22 protein-coding genes are annotated in these 12,754 nt (G+C 68.4%); 17 read left to right on the top strand and 5 right to left on the bottom strand.

What is annotated here, in order from left to right:
- Position 1 precedes the first annotated feature (1 nt).
- From AQJ84_RS11065 to AQJ84_RS42125, 9 genes are all read left to right on the top strand, one after another.
- Entirely contained in the window at positions 2-2,236 is a 2,235-nt protein-coding gene (locus tag AQJ84_RS11065) for a hypothetical protein (RefSeq protein WP_030040218.1), read from the top strand.
- Between the two features lie 2 nt (positions 2,237-2,238).
- Positions 2,239-3,333: a DUF5047 domain-containing protein gene (locus tag AQJ84_RS11060; RefSeq protein WP_030040219.1), complete on the top strand. Its 1,095-nt coding sequence runs from the start codon at positions 2,239-2,241 to the stop codon at positions 3,331-3,333.
- On the top strand, positions 3,330-3,938 hold the full coding sequence (locus tag AQJ84_RS11055) for a hypothetical protein (protein ID WP_030040220.1): 609 nt from the start codon (positions 3,330-3,332) through the stop codon (positions 3,936-3,938). Before AQJ84_RS11060 ends, AQJ84_RS11055 begins: the two co-directional genes overlap by 4 nt.
- Before the next feature lie 10 nt (positions 3,939-3,948).
- Entirely contained in the window at positions 3,949-4,539 is a 591-nt protein-coding gene (locus AQJ84_RS11050) for a hypothetical protein (protein WP_051869863.1), read from the top strand.
- A gap of 70 nt (positions 4,540-4,609) precedes the next feature.
- Entirely contained in the window at positions 4,610-5,383 is a 774-nt protein-coding gene (locus AQJ84_RS11045; RefSeq protein WP_225877220.1) for an N-acetylmuramoyl-L-alanine amidase, read from the top strand.
- Positions 5,384-5,385: 2 nt separating this feature from the next.
- Positions 5,386-5,703, top strand: coding sequence for a hypothetical protein (locus tag AQJ84_RS11040; protein ID WP_030040223.1), 318 nt, complete (start codon positions 5,386-5,388; stop codon positions 5,701-5,703).
- A complete protein-coding gene (locus AQJ84_RS11035) occupies positions 5,704-6,129 on the top strand; it encodes a hypothetical protein (protein ID WP_051869864.1) in 426 nt (141 codons plus the stop codon). It abuts the gene before it with no gap.
- Complete coding sequence (locus tag AQJ84_RS11030) at positions 6,129-6,482, top strand: hypothetical protein (RefSeq protein WP_030040225.1); 354 nt, start codon at positions 6,129-6,131, stop codon at positions 6,480-6,482. The genes AQJ84_RS11035 and AQJ84_RS11030 overlap by 1 nt, the downstream gene beginning before the upstream one ends.
- A gap of 15 nt (positions 6,483-6,497) precedes the next feature.
- Positions 6,498-6,794 (top strand): hypothetical protein, encoded by a 297-nt coding sequence (locus AQJ84_RS42125; protein ID WP_030040226.1) that lies wholly within the window; start codon positions 6,498-6,500, stop codon positions 6,792-6,794.
- A gap of 205 nt (positions 6,795-6,999) precedes the next feature.
- On the opposite strand, the gene AQJ84_RS40765 is transcribed toward AQJ84_RS42125, so the two are convergent.
- Entirely contained in the window at positions 7,000-7,227 is a 228-nt protein-coding gene (locus tag AQJ84_RS40765) for a hypothetical protein (RefSeq protein ID WP_078631853.1), read from the bottom strand.
- A gap of 153 nt (positions 7,228-7,380) precedes the next feature.
- Between AQJ84_RS40765 and AQJ84_RS11020 the strand changes: the two genes are divergently transcribed.
- From AQJ84_RS11020 to AQJ84_RS11005, 5 genes are all read left to right on the top strand, one after another.
- Positions 7,381-7,530 (top strand): hypothetical protein, encoded by a 150-nt coding sequence (locus tag AQJ84_RS11020; RefSeq protein WP_157874974.1) that lies wholly within the window; start codon positions 7,381-7,383, stop codon positions 7,528-7,530.
- Entirely contained in the window at positions 7,527-7,766 is a 240-nt protein-coding gene (locus AQJ84_RS11015; RefSeq protein WP_030040228.1) for a hypothetical protein, read from the top strand. Before AQJ84_RS11020 ends, AQJ84_RS11015 begins: the two co-directional genes overlap by 4 nt.
- A gap of 112 nt (positions 7,767-7,878) precedes the next feature.
- Positions 7,879-8,028 carry a hypothetical protein gene (locus tag AQJ84_RS42980; RefSeq protein WP_157874973.1) on the top strand — a complete coding sequence of 50 codons (150 nt, stop codon included), beginning with the start codon at positions 7,879-7,881 and terminating at the stop codon, positions 8,026-8,028.
- A gap of 34 nt (positions 8,029-8,062) precedes the next feature.
- A complete protein-coding gene (locus AQJ84_RS40760; protein WP_030040229.1) occupies positions 8,063-8,452 on the top strand; it encodes a DUF6221 family protein in 390 nt (129 codons plus the stop codon).
- The gene (locus AQJ84_RS11005; protein WP_051869866.1) at positions 8,449-9,477 is read left to right on the top strand and encodes a tyrosine-type recombinase/integrase; all 1,029 of its coding nucleotides are present in this window, start codon (positions 8,449-8,451) and stop codon (positions 9,475-9,477) included. The genes AQJ84_RS40760 and AQJ84_RS11005 overlap by 4 nt, the downstream gene beginning before the upstream one ends.
- Positions 9,478-9,771: 294 nt before the next feature.
- Here the strand turns inward: AQJ84_RS11005 and AQJ84_RS10995 are convergent, their stop codons facing one another.
- The gene (locus tag AQJ84_RS10995) at positions 9,772-10,065 is read right to left on the bottom strand and encodes a hypothetical protein (RefSeq protein WP_030040232.1); all 294 of its coding nucleotides are present in this window, start codon (positions 10,063-10,065) and stop codon (positions 9,772-9,774) included.
- A gap of 320 nt (positions 10,066-10,385) precedes the next feature.
- Here AQJ84_RS10995 and AQJ84_RS43430 point away from each other — a divergent pair, with 320 nt between their 5' ends.
- A complete protein-coding gene (locus tag AQJ84_RS43430) occupies positions 10,386-10,553 on the top strand; it encodes a hypothetical protein (RefSeq protein WP_164873067.1) in 168 nt (55 codons plus the stop codon).
- 51 nt (positions 10,554-10,604) lie between these two features.
- On the opposite strand, the gene AQJ84_RS10990 is transcribed toward AQJ84_RS43430, so the two are convergent.
- Positions 10,605-10,790 carry a hypothetical protein gene (locus AQJ84_RS10990; RefSeq protein ID WP_037802792.1) on the bottom strand — a complete coding sequence of 62 codons (186 nt, stop codon included), beginning with the start codon at positions 10,788-10,790 and terminating at the stop codon, positions 10,605-10,607.
- Between the two features lie 328 nt (positions 10,791-11,118).
- The gene (locus tag AQJ84_RS10985) at positions 11,119-11,325 is read right to left on the bottom strand and encodes a hypothetical protein (protein WP_037802793.1); all 207 of its coding nucleotides are present in this window, start codon (positions 11,323-11,325) and stop codon (positions 11,119-11,121) included.
- On the opposite strand from AQJ84_RS10985, the gene AQJ84_RS44055 reads away from it, so the two are divergent.
- Positions 11,260-11,583 carry a DUF6003 family protein gene (locus AQJ84_RS44055; protein WP_225889095.1) on the top strand — a complete coding sequence of 108 codons (324 nt, stop codon included), beginning with the start codon at positions 11,260-11,262 and terminating at the stop codon, positions 11,581-11,583. The genes AQJ84_RS10985 and AQJ84_RS44055 overlap by 66 nt on opposite strands.
- A gap of 1 nt (position 11,584) precedes the next feature.
- The gene (locus tag AQJ84_RS10975) at positions 11,585-12,493 is read left to right on the top strand and encodes a hypothetical protein (RefSeq protein WP_030040234.1); all 909 of its coding nucleotides are present in this window, start codon (positions 11,585-11,587) and stop codon (positions 12,491-12,493) included.
- 53 nt (positions 12,494-12,546) lie between these two features.
- Here the strand turns inward: AQJ84_RS10975 and AQJ84_RS40755 are convergent, their stop codons facing one another.
- On the bottom strand, positions 12,547-12,738 hold the full coding sequence (locus AQJ84_RS40755) for a hypothetical protein (RefSeq protein ID WP_078631855.1): 192 nt from the start codon (positions 12,736-12,738) through the stop codon (positions 12,547-12,549).
- Positions 12,739-12,754: the final 16 nt, after the last annotated feature.

Genomic DNA, 12,754 nt, shown 5'->3' with positions numbered 1-12,754 from the left:
TTTGGCAATCCCCGGTAACCTCCTCAGCCCGACGACGGAGTCGATCGACCCGAACACCTCCGGGTGGACGTCCAAGCTGAACTGCACGATCGGCAAGGGCACGGGCGGACGCAACGGGGACGGCTGCCTCGCCGTGAAGTCCGTGGCGGCGGGGGAGATGCAGGCCCGCACCGTCTCCTCCTACTCCGTCACCGCGGGGACCACCTACCAGGTGTTCGCGGACACGGCGGGCGTCGTGGGGGAGCGGATCGGGATTCGCTGGCTCGCCCACGGCGGCCTCGAGGTCGGCATCACCTGGTCGCTGACGACGAGCGCCGCCTCATCCGCATGGCATCGGGTGGGCGTGGCCGGGGTGGCGCCGCCGATCGCCGTCCAGGCGCAGGTCATCCTGTCGTCGACGGAGGTCGGGTCGCTCGTCTCCCACTACTGGGAGAACGTCTACCTCGGCCTGCCGATCACCACCCAGGGCAACCTGCTGCCTTTCAACACGGAATCGTCCGAGGTCGACGCCTCCGGGTGGGCTTCCGTCGTCAACGCGAGCGTGACCCGCCAAGTCCCCGTGATCAACTGGGCGGTCGACAACTATCTGGCGGGCGGGCACACGCTGGCGATGACCGCGGTCGCCTCCGGCAACGCGAGCATTCTGGCGGTGGACCGGCCGACCGTCACGCCGGGCGAGGAATACCTGGCCTACGCCTACCTGCAGCCGCCGACCATCGCGTCGACGTGCTGGATCGAGCTGCGGTTCTACGACAGCAATGGCAACCAAGTCGGCGCCCAGCGCTCCACTCTGGCGCCGCCGACACCGGCGACGGGCATGTACCGGCAGCGGGCGTCGATGGTGGCACCGGCGAACGCCGCGACCTGCTCGGTGGCGGCCGGCCTGGACTCGGCGTCGGCCGGGCAGGTGCTGCGCCTGGAGACCGCGGTCGTCATCGTGGCGCCGAAACTCCAGGCCGGATCACTGCTGACCTATGCCGACTCATCGTTCGAGCAGGGTGTCGGTGGGTGGACGACCGCCTCAGGTGTGGCGACGCTGGCACGAACGACGCCGTGGGGAGAGTCCTGGTATTCGGGTGCGTATGCGCTCGCCGCGACCTCGGCGACCGCCACCGCATCCACGATGCGCTCCGGCACCGTCGGCGGGATCATCGAGGGCGAAAACTTCCGCGCCCAGGCCCTCATCCATCCGGCGGCCGGGTCCTGGCCCACCGTCGGCGTCCGCGTCCACTGGTACGACGCCGTCGGCGCCGACCTCGGCACATCCACCGCCACCACCTACGCCATCCCCGGCTCCTCCTGGTACGCCCTGCCCTCCGATGCGATCGCCCCGGCCGGCGCCACGCAGGCGGCCGTCGAGCTCATCGCCACCGCAGGCGCGACCAGCAGCGTCCTCCACGTCGACCAGGTCGTGCTGTGGCAGGTCTTGCCGCAGACCGCCGTCTCCGCGGACAGTGCCGCCGGCTACGTGACGCTGACGCTGCGGGAGCTGCCGCTCGACTATCTGGTCAGCGTGCACCGAGTCGCCGAGGACGGATCACGCACCCTGGTGCGCGGCCCGGACGGGCTCATCGACCAGCAGCTCATCGACTCTGACCTGCTGGTGATCGAGGACCATGAGGCGCCGATGGGCGTGCAGGTCTACTACACGATCAGCATCTACGCCCCCTCAGGCGCGCTCGCGTCCTCGCGGACATCGTCTGTGGTCTCGCTCACCCTCGCCGACATCAACCAGGCGTGGCTGAAGGATCCGGGGAACCCGCAGCGCAACCTCAAGGTGATGGTGCAGCGAGCGCCAGACTGGACCCGTCCTATCGACCAGTCGACATTCGTCGTCCGGGGACGCCGAAACAAGGTCACGTTCAGCGGAAAGCGCCAGGGACTTGAGGGCGACCTCGCCATCTGGACACGGTCGAATACGGAACGCAAGGCACTGCACCTGCTGCTCGACTCCGGCAACACCCTGCTGTGGCAGGCAGCGCCGGACCTGGGCGTCGACGACATGTACGTCACCGTCGGCCAAGTCCCTGAGGCTCGGGTAGGCGCGTTGGCGCAGGAGCAAATCAGGACGTGGACGCTTCCGCTGACCGAAGCAGACATGCCTGTCACCACCGGCGTCAACGGCTCCGGCGGCCGGACCTGGCAGGACGTACTGACCGAATTCGAGACCTGGCAGCGCGTCCTCGACACGTTCGCCACCTGGGAGGACGTACTCCTGAACCGCCGGAGGGAGTGAACGTGTACCCCGTCTCCGAGCGATTCCTGAAACGGCTCACCGAGGACCACATCCCCGTCACACAGGTCCAGTTGTTCCTGACGACGGGCGAGGTCATCAACCTGCCGCACACGGGCGGGCAGGTGACTGTGGATCGGGCGCAGGCGATCCGCCGCACCTGCACGGTCACCATCGCCGACCCGACGCTCATACCCCGCACTCCCGCCGACGAGCTCGCCACGTATGGGGCCCGGCTGCGGATTAGTCGAGGTATCGACTTCGGAGACGGTAGCCAGCCCGAGCTGGTGCCCCTTGGCGTGTTCAGGCTGGACGACGTTGACGGAGACGTGTCCGAAGGGCCGGTCACCCTGACCGGCAGCGACCTATCGATCATCGTGGCCGACGACAAGTTCACCACCCCCTACCGGGTGACCGGCACCGTCGTCTCCGCCATCACCGAAATCATCCAGCGGAGCGTGCCCGGCGCCGATGTGATCAGCAGGATCACTAACACCGCCATCGGCTCCCGCGTCTTCGACGTCGAAGCGGACCCGTGGGCCGGCGTACAGGAGATCGCCGCAGCCGCCGGCGCCGAGTGCTACGCCTCCCCGGACGGCGAGTTCATCATCTCCACGTTGCCCGACCTGGCGACCACGGAACCCGTGTGGGCGATCGAAGCCACGGAGGGCGGCGCCTACATCTCCGGCAAGCGCGCCATGAGCAGCAAGGCCGTCCACAACGGAGTCCTCGCCCGCGGTGAGAACACGTCGGACAACGCCCCGCCCGTCTCCTACCTGGCCACCGACAACGACCCCAACAGCCCGACCTATTGGGGCGGCCCCTTCGGGAGGCGGCCGAAGTTCATCAGCTCATCCACGCTGGTCACCGCAGGAGCCTGCCAGGCCGCCGCAACGGTGACCCTCGCCAAGGCGAAAGCCCCCAACGCGTCCGGCGACATCAGTTCGCTGCCCAACCCGGCGCTCGAACCCGGGGATGTCCTGCGGGTGCGGCACGCGGACGGGAGTCGCGAACTCCACCAAGCGGCGGCGTTCACGGTGCCCCTCGACCTCGGCGGCGACTTCCCCATCTCCACGATCGCCGCGAAGGAGGACGCGTGAGCACGAGCAAGCCCGCCCTCGCCGTCCACCGCGACCTCGCCTGGGCGCTCAAACAGCAGGCCAAACGGACCGGGGAGGAGTCGCCGTCGGTGCGCGGCTCCGACTGGCGGACCGCCACCGTCACCGCCGTCAACGGAGACGGGACCGTCGCCGCCGACGGCATTCCATCGATCCGCTGCATGGAAACCTACGTCCTGCCCGCCGTCGGCGACGTCATCGTCATCGACCAGAACAGCATGGGGAACTGGCTGGCCTGGGGGCGCACCGCCACCAGCGGACAAGGCTGGACGCCCCTCACCCTCGCCGCCGGATTCCAGAACCCGGGACACGGCTACACGGCCTCCTACTTGCGGGAGGGCCGCCGGATCTGGCTACGCGGCCGCATCGGACCGACAGCGGGCACGATCGCCGACGGGGCCACCATCCTCACCCTGCCCGCCGCGATCCGCCCCAGCGAGACCGTGGCCTGGGCCGTCGTCCGCGACGCCACCGTCGTGCCGGCCGTGCTCCGCCTCGAAATCGTCACCACGGGCGTCCTCCGCACATTCCAGTCCTCGAACCTGCCCACATGGGTGGGCCTCGACGGCATCTCGTACACCATCTAAGGGAGGCCGCGTGCCCACCACGGACGACTACGGGCAGGGCGTCAACATCGCCTCCCTCACCGACGCCCCAGACGCGTCGAAGCTGGCCAAGGATCTCGCCAACGCAATCGCCCAGCGCAGCCTGATGAGGTTCGCGTCCGCCTCCGCGCGGGGCGCCACCCTCACCGCGCCGATCGAGGGCATGCCGTCGTGGCTGGAGGACGTCAACCGGCTGGAGATCTACAACGGTTCCTCGTGGGTCACGCCGGAGCCGTCCCTCGTCAGCGGCACCACCGGCCTGTCCGCATCGTCCGGGTTCAGCCTGAACGACTTCACCGGCTACCGGCAGGGCCGCATGACGGTCCTCGACATCTACCTCACCCGCACCGGCGCCACGATCAACGCCACCAACGGGAACATCGTCGACACCGTCTGCTGCGTCGTCCCCGCCAGCTGGCGCCCCACCCACGACACCATCACCGGCTGCTACGACACCGGCATCGTCCACGGCGGATTCGTCCTCGGAGTCGACGGCATCGTCACCCTCCGCACCGCCTCCAACGACCTCGCCAACAACACCAACCTGCGCCTCCACATCGCGTTCCTGCGCACCACCTTCTGACCCCGCACCACCCCAACCCGCGCCCCGAAGACTCCGGGCGCCTTCTTTATGCCCAGCCAAGGAGGGCGTCTTGCAGCTCGTCACCAGATCCCAGTGGGGTGCCCGCGCGTACCGCACACCCAACGGCGCCACCCCGTACAGCCGGCCGCGCCGCGGCGTAAAGCTCCACTACCTCGGCACCGCCTACACCGACCGGACGCACGACAAGTGCGACGACTACGTGCGGCAGATCCAGGCCCAGCACATGGACGGCAACGGCTGGTCCGACATCGGCTACAGCTTCGTCGTCTGCACCCACGGCTACGTGTACGAAGGCCGCGGCCTGAAGCGCCGCAACTCGGCGAACGGCAACACCACGCTCAACGATCAGGACTACGCCGTGCTGTTGCTCGTCGGCTCGTCCGGCCTGACCAAGCCCACCGACGCCCAGCTGTCCGGCGCCCGGGATGCGATCGACTACTGCCGCAAGGAAGGCCCGGCCGGAACGTGGCTGGGCGGCCACCGAGACGGCTACGCCACCAGCTGCCCCGGCGACGCCATCTACGCCTGGGTCAAGGCGGGAGCGCCCCGACCCGCGGCCGCCACGCCGCCGAAGACCGCCACGCCCGAGGAGACCAACGAGATGAAACTGTCCGACGCCGTCATTCTCGGCGCGTGGGTGCCGCAGGAGTGGCCCGACGACAAGGGCCTCGCCGACGGGAAGATCGCCGTCAATGCGGCACTCGGCTCCGGCTACGCGCACGCGCGCAAGGCTCGCGAGAACACCGACGCCATCCTCACCGAACTCAAGGCCCTGCGCACCGAAGTCGCGCAGCTGCGGGCCGCCGTAGCGAAGGAGTCCTGACCATGAACGCTGACCTCGACAAGGCCTACTGGCTGGGCCTGCTCATCTCCGTCGTCCTGCCCGTCCTCGTCGGCCTCGTCACGAAGCGGGTCACGCATGCCGGCGTGAAGGCCGTCCTCCTGCTCGCCCTGTCGACGCTGAACGGCTTCCTCGTCGAGCTCGCCAACCCGGGCCCCGACTACGACCTCGGCACCGCCGTCATCCTGTCGCTCGTCGCCTTCGGTATTGGTGTGCTCAGCCACTTCGGCCTGTGGAAGCCGGTCGGCGTCTCCGACAAGGCGCAGGCCGCGCTCGGCGGCGGCGCACCGCGGAGCGTCTGAGTGCCGCGCCGGGTGGTCCGGCGGCTGGGCCTCATGCTGGGCCGCCGCGGCGCAATCCTGCTCTCCTACGGGACGGTGTGGGCGCTGTACGGGTACGGGCAGCTCATCTCACCGCCAGCTGCTCAGCCTGGTCTGACGCTCGCTCTGCAGATGCTGTCGATCACCGTGTGGGGCTGGCTGTGGCTCGTGACCGGCGTCCTGGCCGTCGTCTCGGCTTTCGTGCCGCAGGGTGTGGACTGGTTCGGGTTCGTCGCCCTCGTCCTCATCGTCCTGCCGTGGACCCTGTCGTATCTGGTGTCGTGGCTGCAGGGCGACTTCTCGAGAGGCTGGGTGGCTGCTGCCGTGTGGGGCGCGATCGCCGTACCGGTGATCGTCGTTGCCGGATGGCGGGAGGCGCCCCGGCCCAAGAGAGTTGAGGGCATCTGATGGCGTTGGACACCTGGATCCAGGGCGGCATGGCACTGGTCGCCGCGATCGGCGGCGTCGTCTCAGCACGGTCGGCGCGAAGGACGAAGCGGCAGGAGAAGCGGGACGACTTCCTCGCCATCTCCACCCAACAAGGCGCGGCGATCGAGCGGCTGGAGAGGCGCGTCCAGCGGCAGGAGACCGAGGCGGAGAAGCAGCGGGAACGCATCGGCGACCAGGACGAGGCGATCGGCTGGCTCCTGCACCGTGTGCGCTCGCTGGTGTCGCACATCAAGAAGGCCGGCCTCGAACCCCCGGCCGCCGAGCCGATGTCGGAGCGGGCCCGCCACTACATCCACCACATGGACGTGTGAGAACTGGAGTTCGGCATGCCCGACCCGATCCCCCTGTCGCCGCGCCGCGACGACACGGCGGCCGATGTGGGCAGCCTCGTGCGCCTCGGCCGCGAGGAACCGCCGCCTGTGCCCGCCCCTACCGCGCCGGCGCCCGGGCCGCCGGGGGACGATGCCGACGCGGCCACCCTGAAAGCGGCCCTGCTCGATGCGGGCATCACCACCACGGCAGAAGACCAAGCTGCCGTGCAGGCTCTCGCCCGACTCGACACCACCACCGTCGAAGCCGTGGCCCGCTGGGTGAAGACGAAGAAGAAGCCCGACACCAAGTAGGGGAGGCGCCATGCCCCACATCCCCGACGACGACCCCGGCACGCCGATGTACCTGTCGCGCTGGCCGTTCCGCGAACCCGACTGGCCGCCCGACGATGAGCCCGCGTGACAGACGCCCCCACCGCTTCGGCGGTGGGGGCGTTCTGCTGTGTCCGGGTGCGGAGTTGGCGTGCTCAGCTCTCGATAACATGCCATATCGCGGGCATTATTTGGGGTGATTGTCCGACTCTCCGTCAGGGGGGAGTGACTCCAGTGGATCGCCTTCCGTCGCTCGCTCGCGCCGCTTCTTCTTCACCCAGTCGTGCATCGCTTCGATGAGCGCGTCGGATGGTGTTCGGTCTTCGATCCCGGCGAGCCACTCGAACTCGTCGCGCAGCGGCTTAGGTGGACGGAAGCCCATGACCTTGGTTTTGCCTGTGGCGGGTCGACCCATCTCTCCCCCTCGGTAAGTGTTTAACAGAATCTAGCATCCATCTGGCGTGATGGCTTGACGAGGGGATCCGTATGCGTCATTCTTGTTAAACAGAAACAGGTATTGACCGGGGAGGGTGAAATGGCCGCGAATCACGTAAGGCCGATCAACAGCATGAACATTCAGGGGACCTTCGAGGTCTTCAACGTCAAGACCGGCCGCTGGCACGGAACCCATACGGAGTTCAAGACCGCAGAGGCCAGCGTCGAGATGCTCAACCAGCGACCCAACGGCCCGCGCTACACCTGGTGGTGCGTGCGATGAGCACCCCGAACGAGTGGCTCCGAGAGGGCGAAATCGTCACCCTCGGCCGCTTCGACCTCACCTGTCAGGTGATAGACGCGACCCCGACCTCAGACAGGGACGCCCTCTTCACCGAGCGCGAAGCGCGGCGCAACCCGATGATCTATCGGTTCCGCGACGTAAAGAACGGCGACGCGTTCTGCCTCAGCCACAGCGCGCTCACCGAGGAAGAACTCAAGACGCGACGGTCTTGCTGAGCCATCGCCCCGGCAAGGGACGACTGCCGTGCAGCGTTGACCCGGATGAGCGATGCCCCGGCTGAGGAAAGCAGCCGGGGCATCGCCCGTACCGTACCCGATCGGAGAACCCGTGACCGACCTCATCCCGCGTCAGCCGGACGCCACCCCTGCCGCCTACGACGCTGCGACGCTCGCCGTCCTGGCCGCCATGGAAGAGGCAGCCGAGAAGCACCTCGACGCCGCGCCGGCGACCCTGGCGATCACCCAACTCTGTGGTTGATAATGACAGTTATCCAATACTTGGGAGGAACGGGATGGGTGAGCTGGCGCGGTGGTTGGGCGAACAGCTGGACACGGATGAAGGGGAGGCGCGGCGCGGCTATCTGAAGGCCGAGCCCCCTCCCGACTACGACGGCTGGGACAAGAGCACGGTGGCCGGGCTTCCACCAGTCGTAGCGGCGCGGGTGCTGCGCGAGATCGACGCCAAGCGGCGGGTGATCGCGACGTATATCAAAGCGGTTGAGCGAATGGAGGAACTCGCCTCCCTATGCGAGAGGCTGAAGGCCGAGGGTAAGGACACGTTCATGCCGGAGATGGACCGGGCGACCGCCATCCACAGGCGTGACGTCCTGCATGAGACGCTTCAAGTGCTCTCGCTGCCCTACGCGGACCGGCCCGGCTACCGCGAGGAGTGGCGGCCGTGACCGCCGTCGTCCCGCGCCCGTCGGCGGAGCTGTCGACCGACCGGCACGACCCCCGCGACGACTGGCCCGACGAAGCCCGCCAACTCGCCGACCACCTCACCGCCATCTACGGCGACCGCGACCCGCTCCCCACCATCGCCGGAGGATGGATCGCCCGCCAGAAGTCCCGCCACACGAGGCGCGCCTACGTCCGCACCTTCAAGGCGTGGGAGGAGTACGCCCGCTCCACCGGCATCCACCCGCTCCAAGCGAAGCTGCCGCTCGCCGACGCCTACGCCAAACACCTCGCCAAGACCCCCACCCGCAACGGCAAGCCGCCCGCCGAGACCACTCAGGCCCAAGCCCTGGCCGCCGCCGGTTCCTTCTACACCTACGCGGCCCGCCTCCAAGCCGTCGACAGCGACCCGTTCGCCGCCGTCAACCGGCCCTACGTCGACCCCGACTACTCGCCGACGGAGGGGATGACCGAGCAGGAGACGATGCGGCTCATCGAGACCGCACGCGACTGGGCGCCCCGCTCCTACGCCCTCGTCATGCTCCTCTACCTCACCGGCGCCCGCGTCGACGAACTCCTCTCCCTCAACGCCGACCAGCTCGGCTACGACCGAGGACACCGCACCCTGCCCCTCACCCAGAAAGGCGGCAAGAAGCGACCCGCGCCCGTACCGCCGCTCGCCCTCGACGCTCTCCTCGCCTACCTCGGCGACCGCACCGACGGCCCCCTGTTCACCACCGAGACCGGCCGCCGCTGGACCCAGCCCGAAGTGTGGAAGCACCTCCGCGTCCTCGCCCGCCGCGCAGGCATCCCGCAAGCCGCCACCATCAAGCCCCACACGCTGCGACACCAGTTCATCACCGACAACCTCGCCAACGGCGTCCCCCTGCAGGACGTCCAGGACGCCGTGTCGCACTCCGACCCGCGCACCACACAGCGGTACAACCGGCGACGACGACAGCTCGACAACCACCCCGCCTACGCCCTCGCCGCCAGACTCGGCGAGCGGCTGGAGAAGGAGACGCCGTGACGGACAAGCCCGTGAGGCCGTCGATCCCGGAGCAAGTATTCCTGCAGCCCAGCTGCGGCTCGCCCAGTGACGAAGAGCTGGAGGCGCAAGCCGCAACACTGGACGCAGACGCCAAGGCGGTGGCCACGGCCGCAGCGGGTCCGGCGCAGGCGAAGGCGAGGGGCGTCTCCAAGCAAGGCGTGCGCACGGTGCCCGGGGGCGCTCCATCGCTGGGGAAGCGCCGCCGCTGAACCGGCCTCGTGCCACACTGGCAGCAGCCCGCCTCGCATCCCCCGTCGAGGCGGGCGTTCTGCATTACTTCGTCTTCGCGGTGATGCCGCCAGCCTTGAGGATTTGGTCGACGCGGGCGATGGAGAGGCCGCCTAGCAGCTGTCCAACTTGGGCGAGGGTGCGGCCTTGCTTGAGTTCGGCGACGGCTGCCGCCCGTGCCATCTTGACGTCGTGGCCGAGTTTGGGGAGGAGGGTTTCGAGTGTTTCGCGGGCGACGTCCTGGCGCGCGGCGGGGTCGGTGATCGCGGCTAGTTCCCCCTGGATGGCGGCTGCTGCCGCGGCTAGGTGTTGCTCGATGCGGGCGAGGGTGTCGGTCATGTTCCCAGGGTAGGGCTGCGAAGACTTGATTTCAAGGGGGGTCTTGACAGAATTCAAGGCCCCCCTATAAGGTGGGGGTACCCCAGCAAGAAGGGGGGTGACAAATGAATAGTGGGGACATCACTCTGGCGGTCGCAATCGCGACCCTCGCGGTGAACGCGGTAGCCGCAGTGGCCGCCGTCAAGGCAATCCGGAAGCCTAAGCGCCGGGGCCGCCACCGCAAGGAGTGAAGAAGGGACCCGGAGATGCGCTTATCAACTCCGGGTCCCGGCCCCCACAATCCCACCGTCGCCCCCCGCGATGCAACGGAAGGAGGAAGAATGCCGACCCCCGTCAAGGCACTCCTGGTCTGCACGCTGGCCAGCCTCGTCGCGGTCATCGCTGCGACCGTCGCGGCTGGCTCGCCCAGCTGGCTGTGGGCGGCGTGGGCTGCGCTTGCCGCGGTCACGCTGGCCGTTGTGCTGATCGACCGCCGGCAGCGCGCCTGACCGGTACGCGTTGAGCGCCCGCCCTCGTGGAGGGGGCGGGCGCTTTCGCGATCAGGCCTTCGGGACGGGGAGTGTCCCGGGCTTGGTCTCGACGACCTCCACGCTGGTGCACCTGCCGGCCTCGAGCTTCTCCTTCTGTCGTTCCGCGCTGGGCTTGTCGTAGGCGACGGCGGAGGCCCGCGGTATCCCGTCCGGGTCGGTCCAGGTGAGCCCGTAGTTCTGCATGGTGATCGTCATGCGGTCATCATTGCGGGCGACACTGACATCGCCCGGCGAACTACTTCCGGCCGGGATCTTCCCCGGTGGCTTGTTTGTGGCGCATGCTGTGCGTCCAGGCGCTCCCCTTCCCCCGGGTGGATGCTCCTGCTGGGCCCTGCCGCCCTTGGGACGGCGGGGCCCGCCGCCCCTCCCGGTCCTCCCCACGGGAGGGCTTGCGGCTGTCACCCTGACGGAGCATCCGGGCGTTGTCAGTGGTGACGCCTAAGCTGGTCTGACTATCCGACACAACCAAGTCGGGTTTGCTGCACCCCGTCCGACGTAGAACCCCGGGCGGGGTGCGCTGCTGTCAGCCCTCGGCAGGCTCCGGGTGCCGGACGGCCCGCTTGAGCCCCATCTCGGCGGTGTACCGGTCGACTCCGGCTTCGGCCGCGAACTCCGTGAGTCGCGTCTGCACGGCGGTCGCGGTCTCCACGGTCAGCCGCCCGGCCTGGATTTCCTCCCAGGCGGTCGTCTCCAGCGCAATCAGATCCTCGGGGAAAGCGATGTCAGCCACCGGGGGATCCTACGTGGCGTCGCCCGCCGCTCCCCACGCCCCTTGACCGTAGCGTGTGCTACATGTAGCGTTCGATGCATGATGAGCGATGAACAAGCCGCCTCCGAGAAGGAGCTGGCCGACTTCCGGGCGACCCTGGAAGGGCGCGACGACATGGTGCGCCGGGCCCGCGCCGCCGGGCTCAGTAAAAACCGGATCCACGTTCTGTCCGGCATCGCCCGCACTACCATCGACCGGATCATCAACGGAGAGAGCTGACATGGGACGAGAAGTCCGCCGAGTTCCCCTCGACTTCGACTGGCCGTTCAACAAGATCTGGGACGGCTTCCTGTCGCCCGACCGGTTCGACGAAGAGAAGTGCCCCGACTGTGCAAACGGCTACTCGCCGCGCGCTCAGAACCTGTACGACCTCTGGTACGGAAAGATCCCCTTCGACCTGGCCACCACCGGCTCCACGCCGTGGGGTCCGGACACTCCGGCGATCCGGACACGCGCCGAGCAGAACATCGCCAACGCCCCGGAGTACTACGGAAGCGGCGAGCCCGCCATCGTCCGTGAGGCCCGCCGTCTGGCCGACCTGTTCAACGGCTCCTGGTCGCATCACCTCGCCCAGGAGGACGTTGACGCGCTCGTCGCTGGCGAACGGCTCCACGACTTCACGCATACATGGACCCGCGAGAATGGCTGGCAGCCCAAGGAGCCGCCCGTCGTACCGACCGCAGCACAGGTCAACGAGTGGTCACTCGCCGGTCTTGCTCATGACGGCATCAACGCCAGCGTCGTCATCCGTGCCCGCTGTGAGCGCGAAGGCATCGACGACACCTGCCCGACCTGCAAGGGCTACGCCAGCCTGGAGAAGTACGAAGGGCAGCGAGCCGAGGCCGAAGCGTGGGAGCCGACCGAGCCACCGAAGGGTGACGGTTGGCAGCTGTGGGAGACCGTCTCCGAGGGGTCGCCGATCAGTCCAGTCTTTGCCGCCGCCGAGGAGCTGGCCGACTGGATGTCGTCCCCGGCATACACATGGGGAGCGGTCAAGGCGGACTCTGACCGTCCGAGCTATGAATCCGCCCTGAGCTTCGTTAAGAGCGGCTGGGCGCCTTCGTTCGTCTCCACTGCGCAGACTGGCGTCGTGTCCGGCGTCGAGTGGATTGGCGCGCAGGGCGACTGATCCTGAGACGACGCCCCGCCTGAGGAAAGCAGGCGGGGCGTCGCCGTGTCAGGTTACGCCGCTTCGACGACGTCCCCGCGCTCGACAGCCCGGAGCGCGGCCAGCAGCCGCTGATACTCCGCCCGCTGCACGTCCGTCAGCCCCACCGCAGGATGCCCGCGCCCATCAATCCAGAGCGCACGGATCCGCTCATTCAGCTCCGCAGCAGACAGCTCACAGCCATCCGGCGGGGGAGAGGGGGACATGATCCGAGTCTATCGG

This window comes from Streptomyces resistomycificus, assembly GCF_001514265.1.
Lineage (GTDB): Bacteria > Actinomycetota > Actinomycetes > Streptomycetales > Streptomycetaceae > Streptomyces > Streptomyces resistomycificus.
This window is presented reverse-complemented; position numbering and strand designations above follow the sequence as displayed.

What these genes read in the sequence shown, in the direction of transcription:
- AQJ84_RS11040 (WP_030040223.1), top strand. Translation starts at nt 5,386, where the DNA reads ATGAACGCTGACCTCGACAAGGCCTACTGGCTGGGCCTGCTCATCTCC.
- AQJ84_RS11030 (WP_030040225.1), top strand. Translation starts at nt 6,129, where the DNA reads ATGGCGTTGGACACCTGGATCCAGGGCGGCATGGCACTGGTCGCCGCG.
- AQJ84_RS42125 (WP_030040226.1), top strand. Translation starts at nt 6,498, where the DNA reads ATGCCCGACCCGATCCCCCTGTCGCCGCGCCGCGACGACACGGCGGCC.
- AQJ84_RS40765 (WP_078631853.1), bottom strand. Translation starts at nt 7,227, where the DNA reads ATGGGTCGACCCGCCACAGGCAAAACCAAGGTCATGGGCTTCCGTCCA.
- AQJ84_RS11020 (WP_157874974.1), top strand. Translation starts at nt 7,381, where the DNA reads ATGAACATTCAGGGGACCTTCGAGGTCTTCAACGTCAAGACCGGCCGC.
- AQJ84_RS11015 (WP_030040228.1), top strand. Translation starts at nt 7,527, where the DNA reads ATGAGCACCCCGAACGAGTGGCTCCGAGAGGGCGAAATCGTCACCCTC.
- AQJ84_RS40760 (WP_030040229.1), top strand. Translation starts at nt 8,063, where the DNA reads ATGGGTGAGCTGGCGCGGTGGTTGGGCGAACAGCTGGACACGGATGAA.
- AQJ84_RS10995 (WP_030040232.1), bottom strand. Translation starts at nt 10,065, where the DNA reads ATGACCGACACCCTCGCCCGCATCGAGCAACACCTAGCCGCGGCAGCA.
- AQJ84_RS43430 (WP_164873067.1), top strand. Translation starts at nt 10,386, where the DNA reads ATGCCGACCCCCGTCAAGGCACTCCTGGTCTGCACGCTGGCCAGCCTC.
- AQJ84_RS10990 (WP_037802792.1), bottom strand. Translation starts at nt 10,790, where the DNA reads ATGACGATCACCATGCAGAACTACGGGCTCACCTGGACCGACCCGGAC.
- AQJ84_RS10975 (WP_030040234.1), top strand. Translation starts at nt 11,585, where the DNA reads ATGGGACGAGAAGTCCGCCGAGTTCCCCTCGACTTCGACTGGCCGTTC.
- AQJ84_RS40755 (WP_078631855.1), bottom strand. Translation starts at nt 12,738, where the DNA reads ATGTCCCCCTCTCCCCCGCCGGATGGCTGTGAGCTGTCTGCTGCGGAG.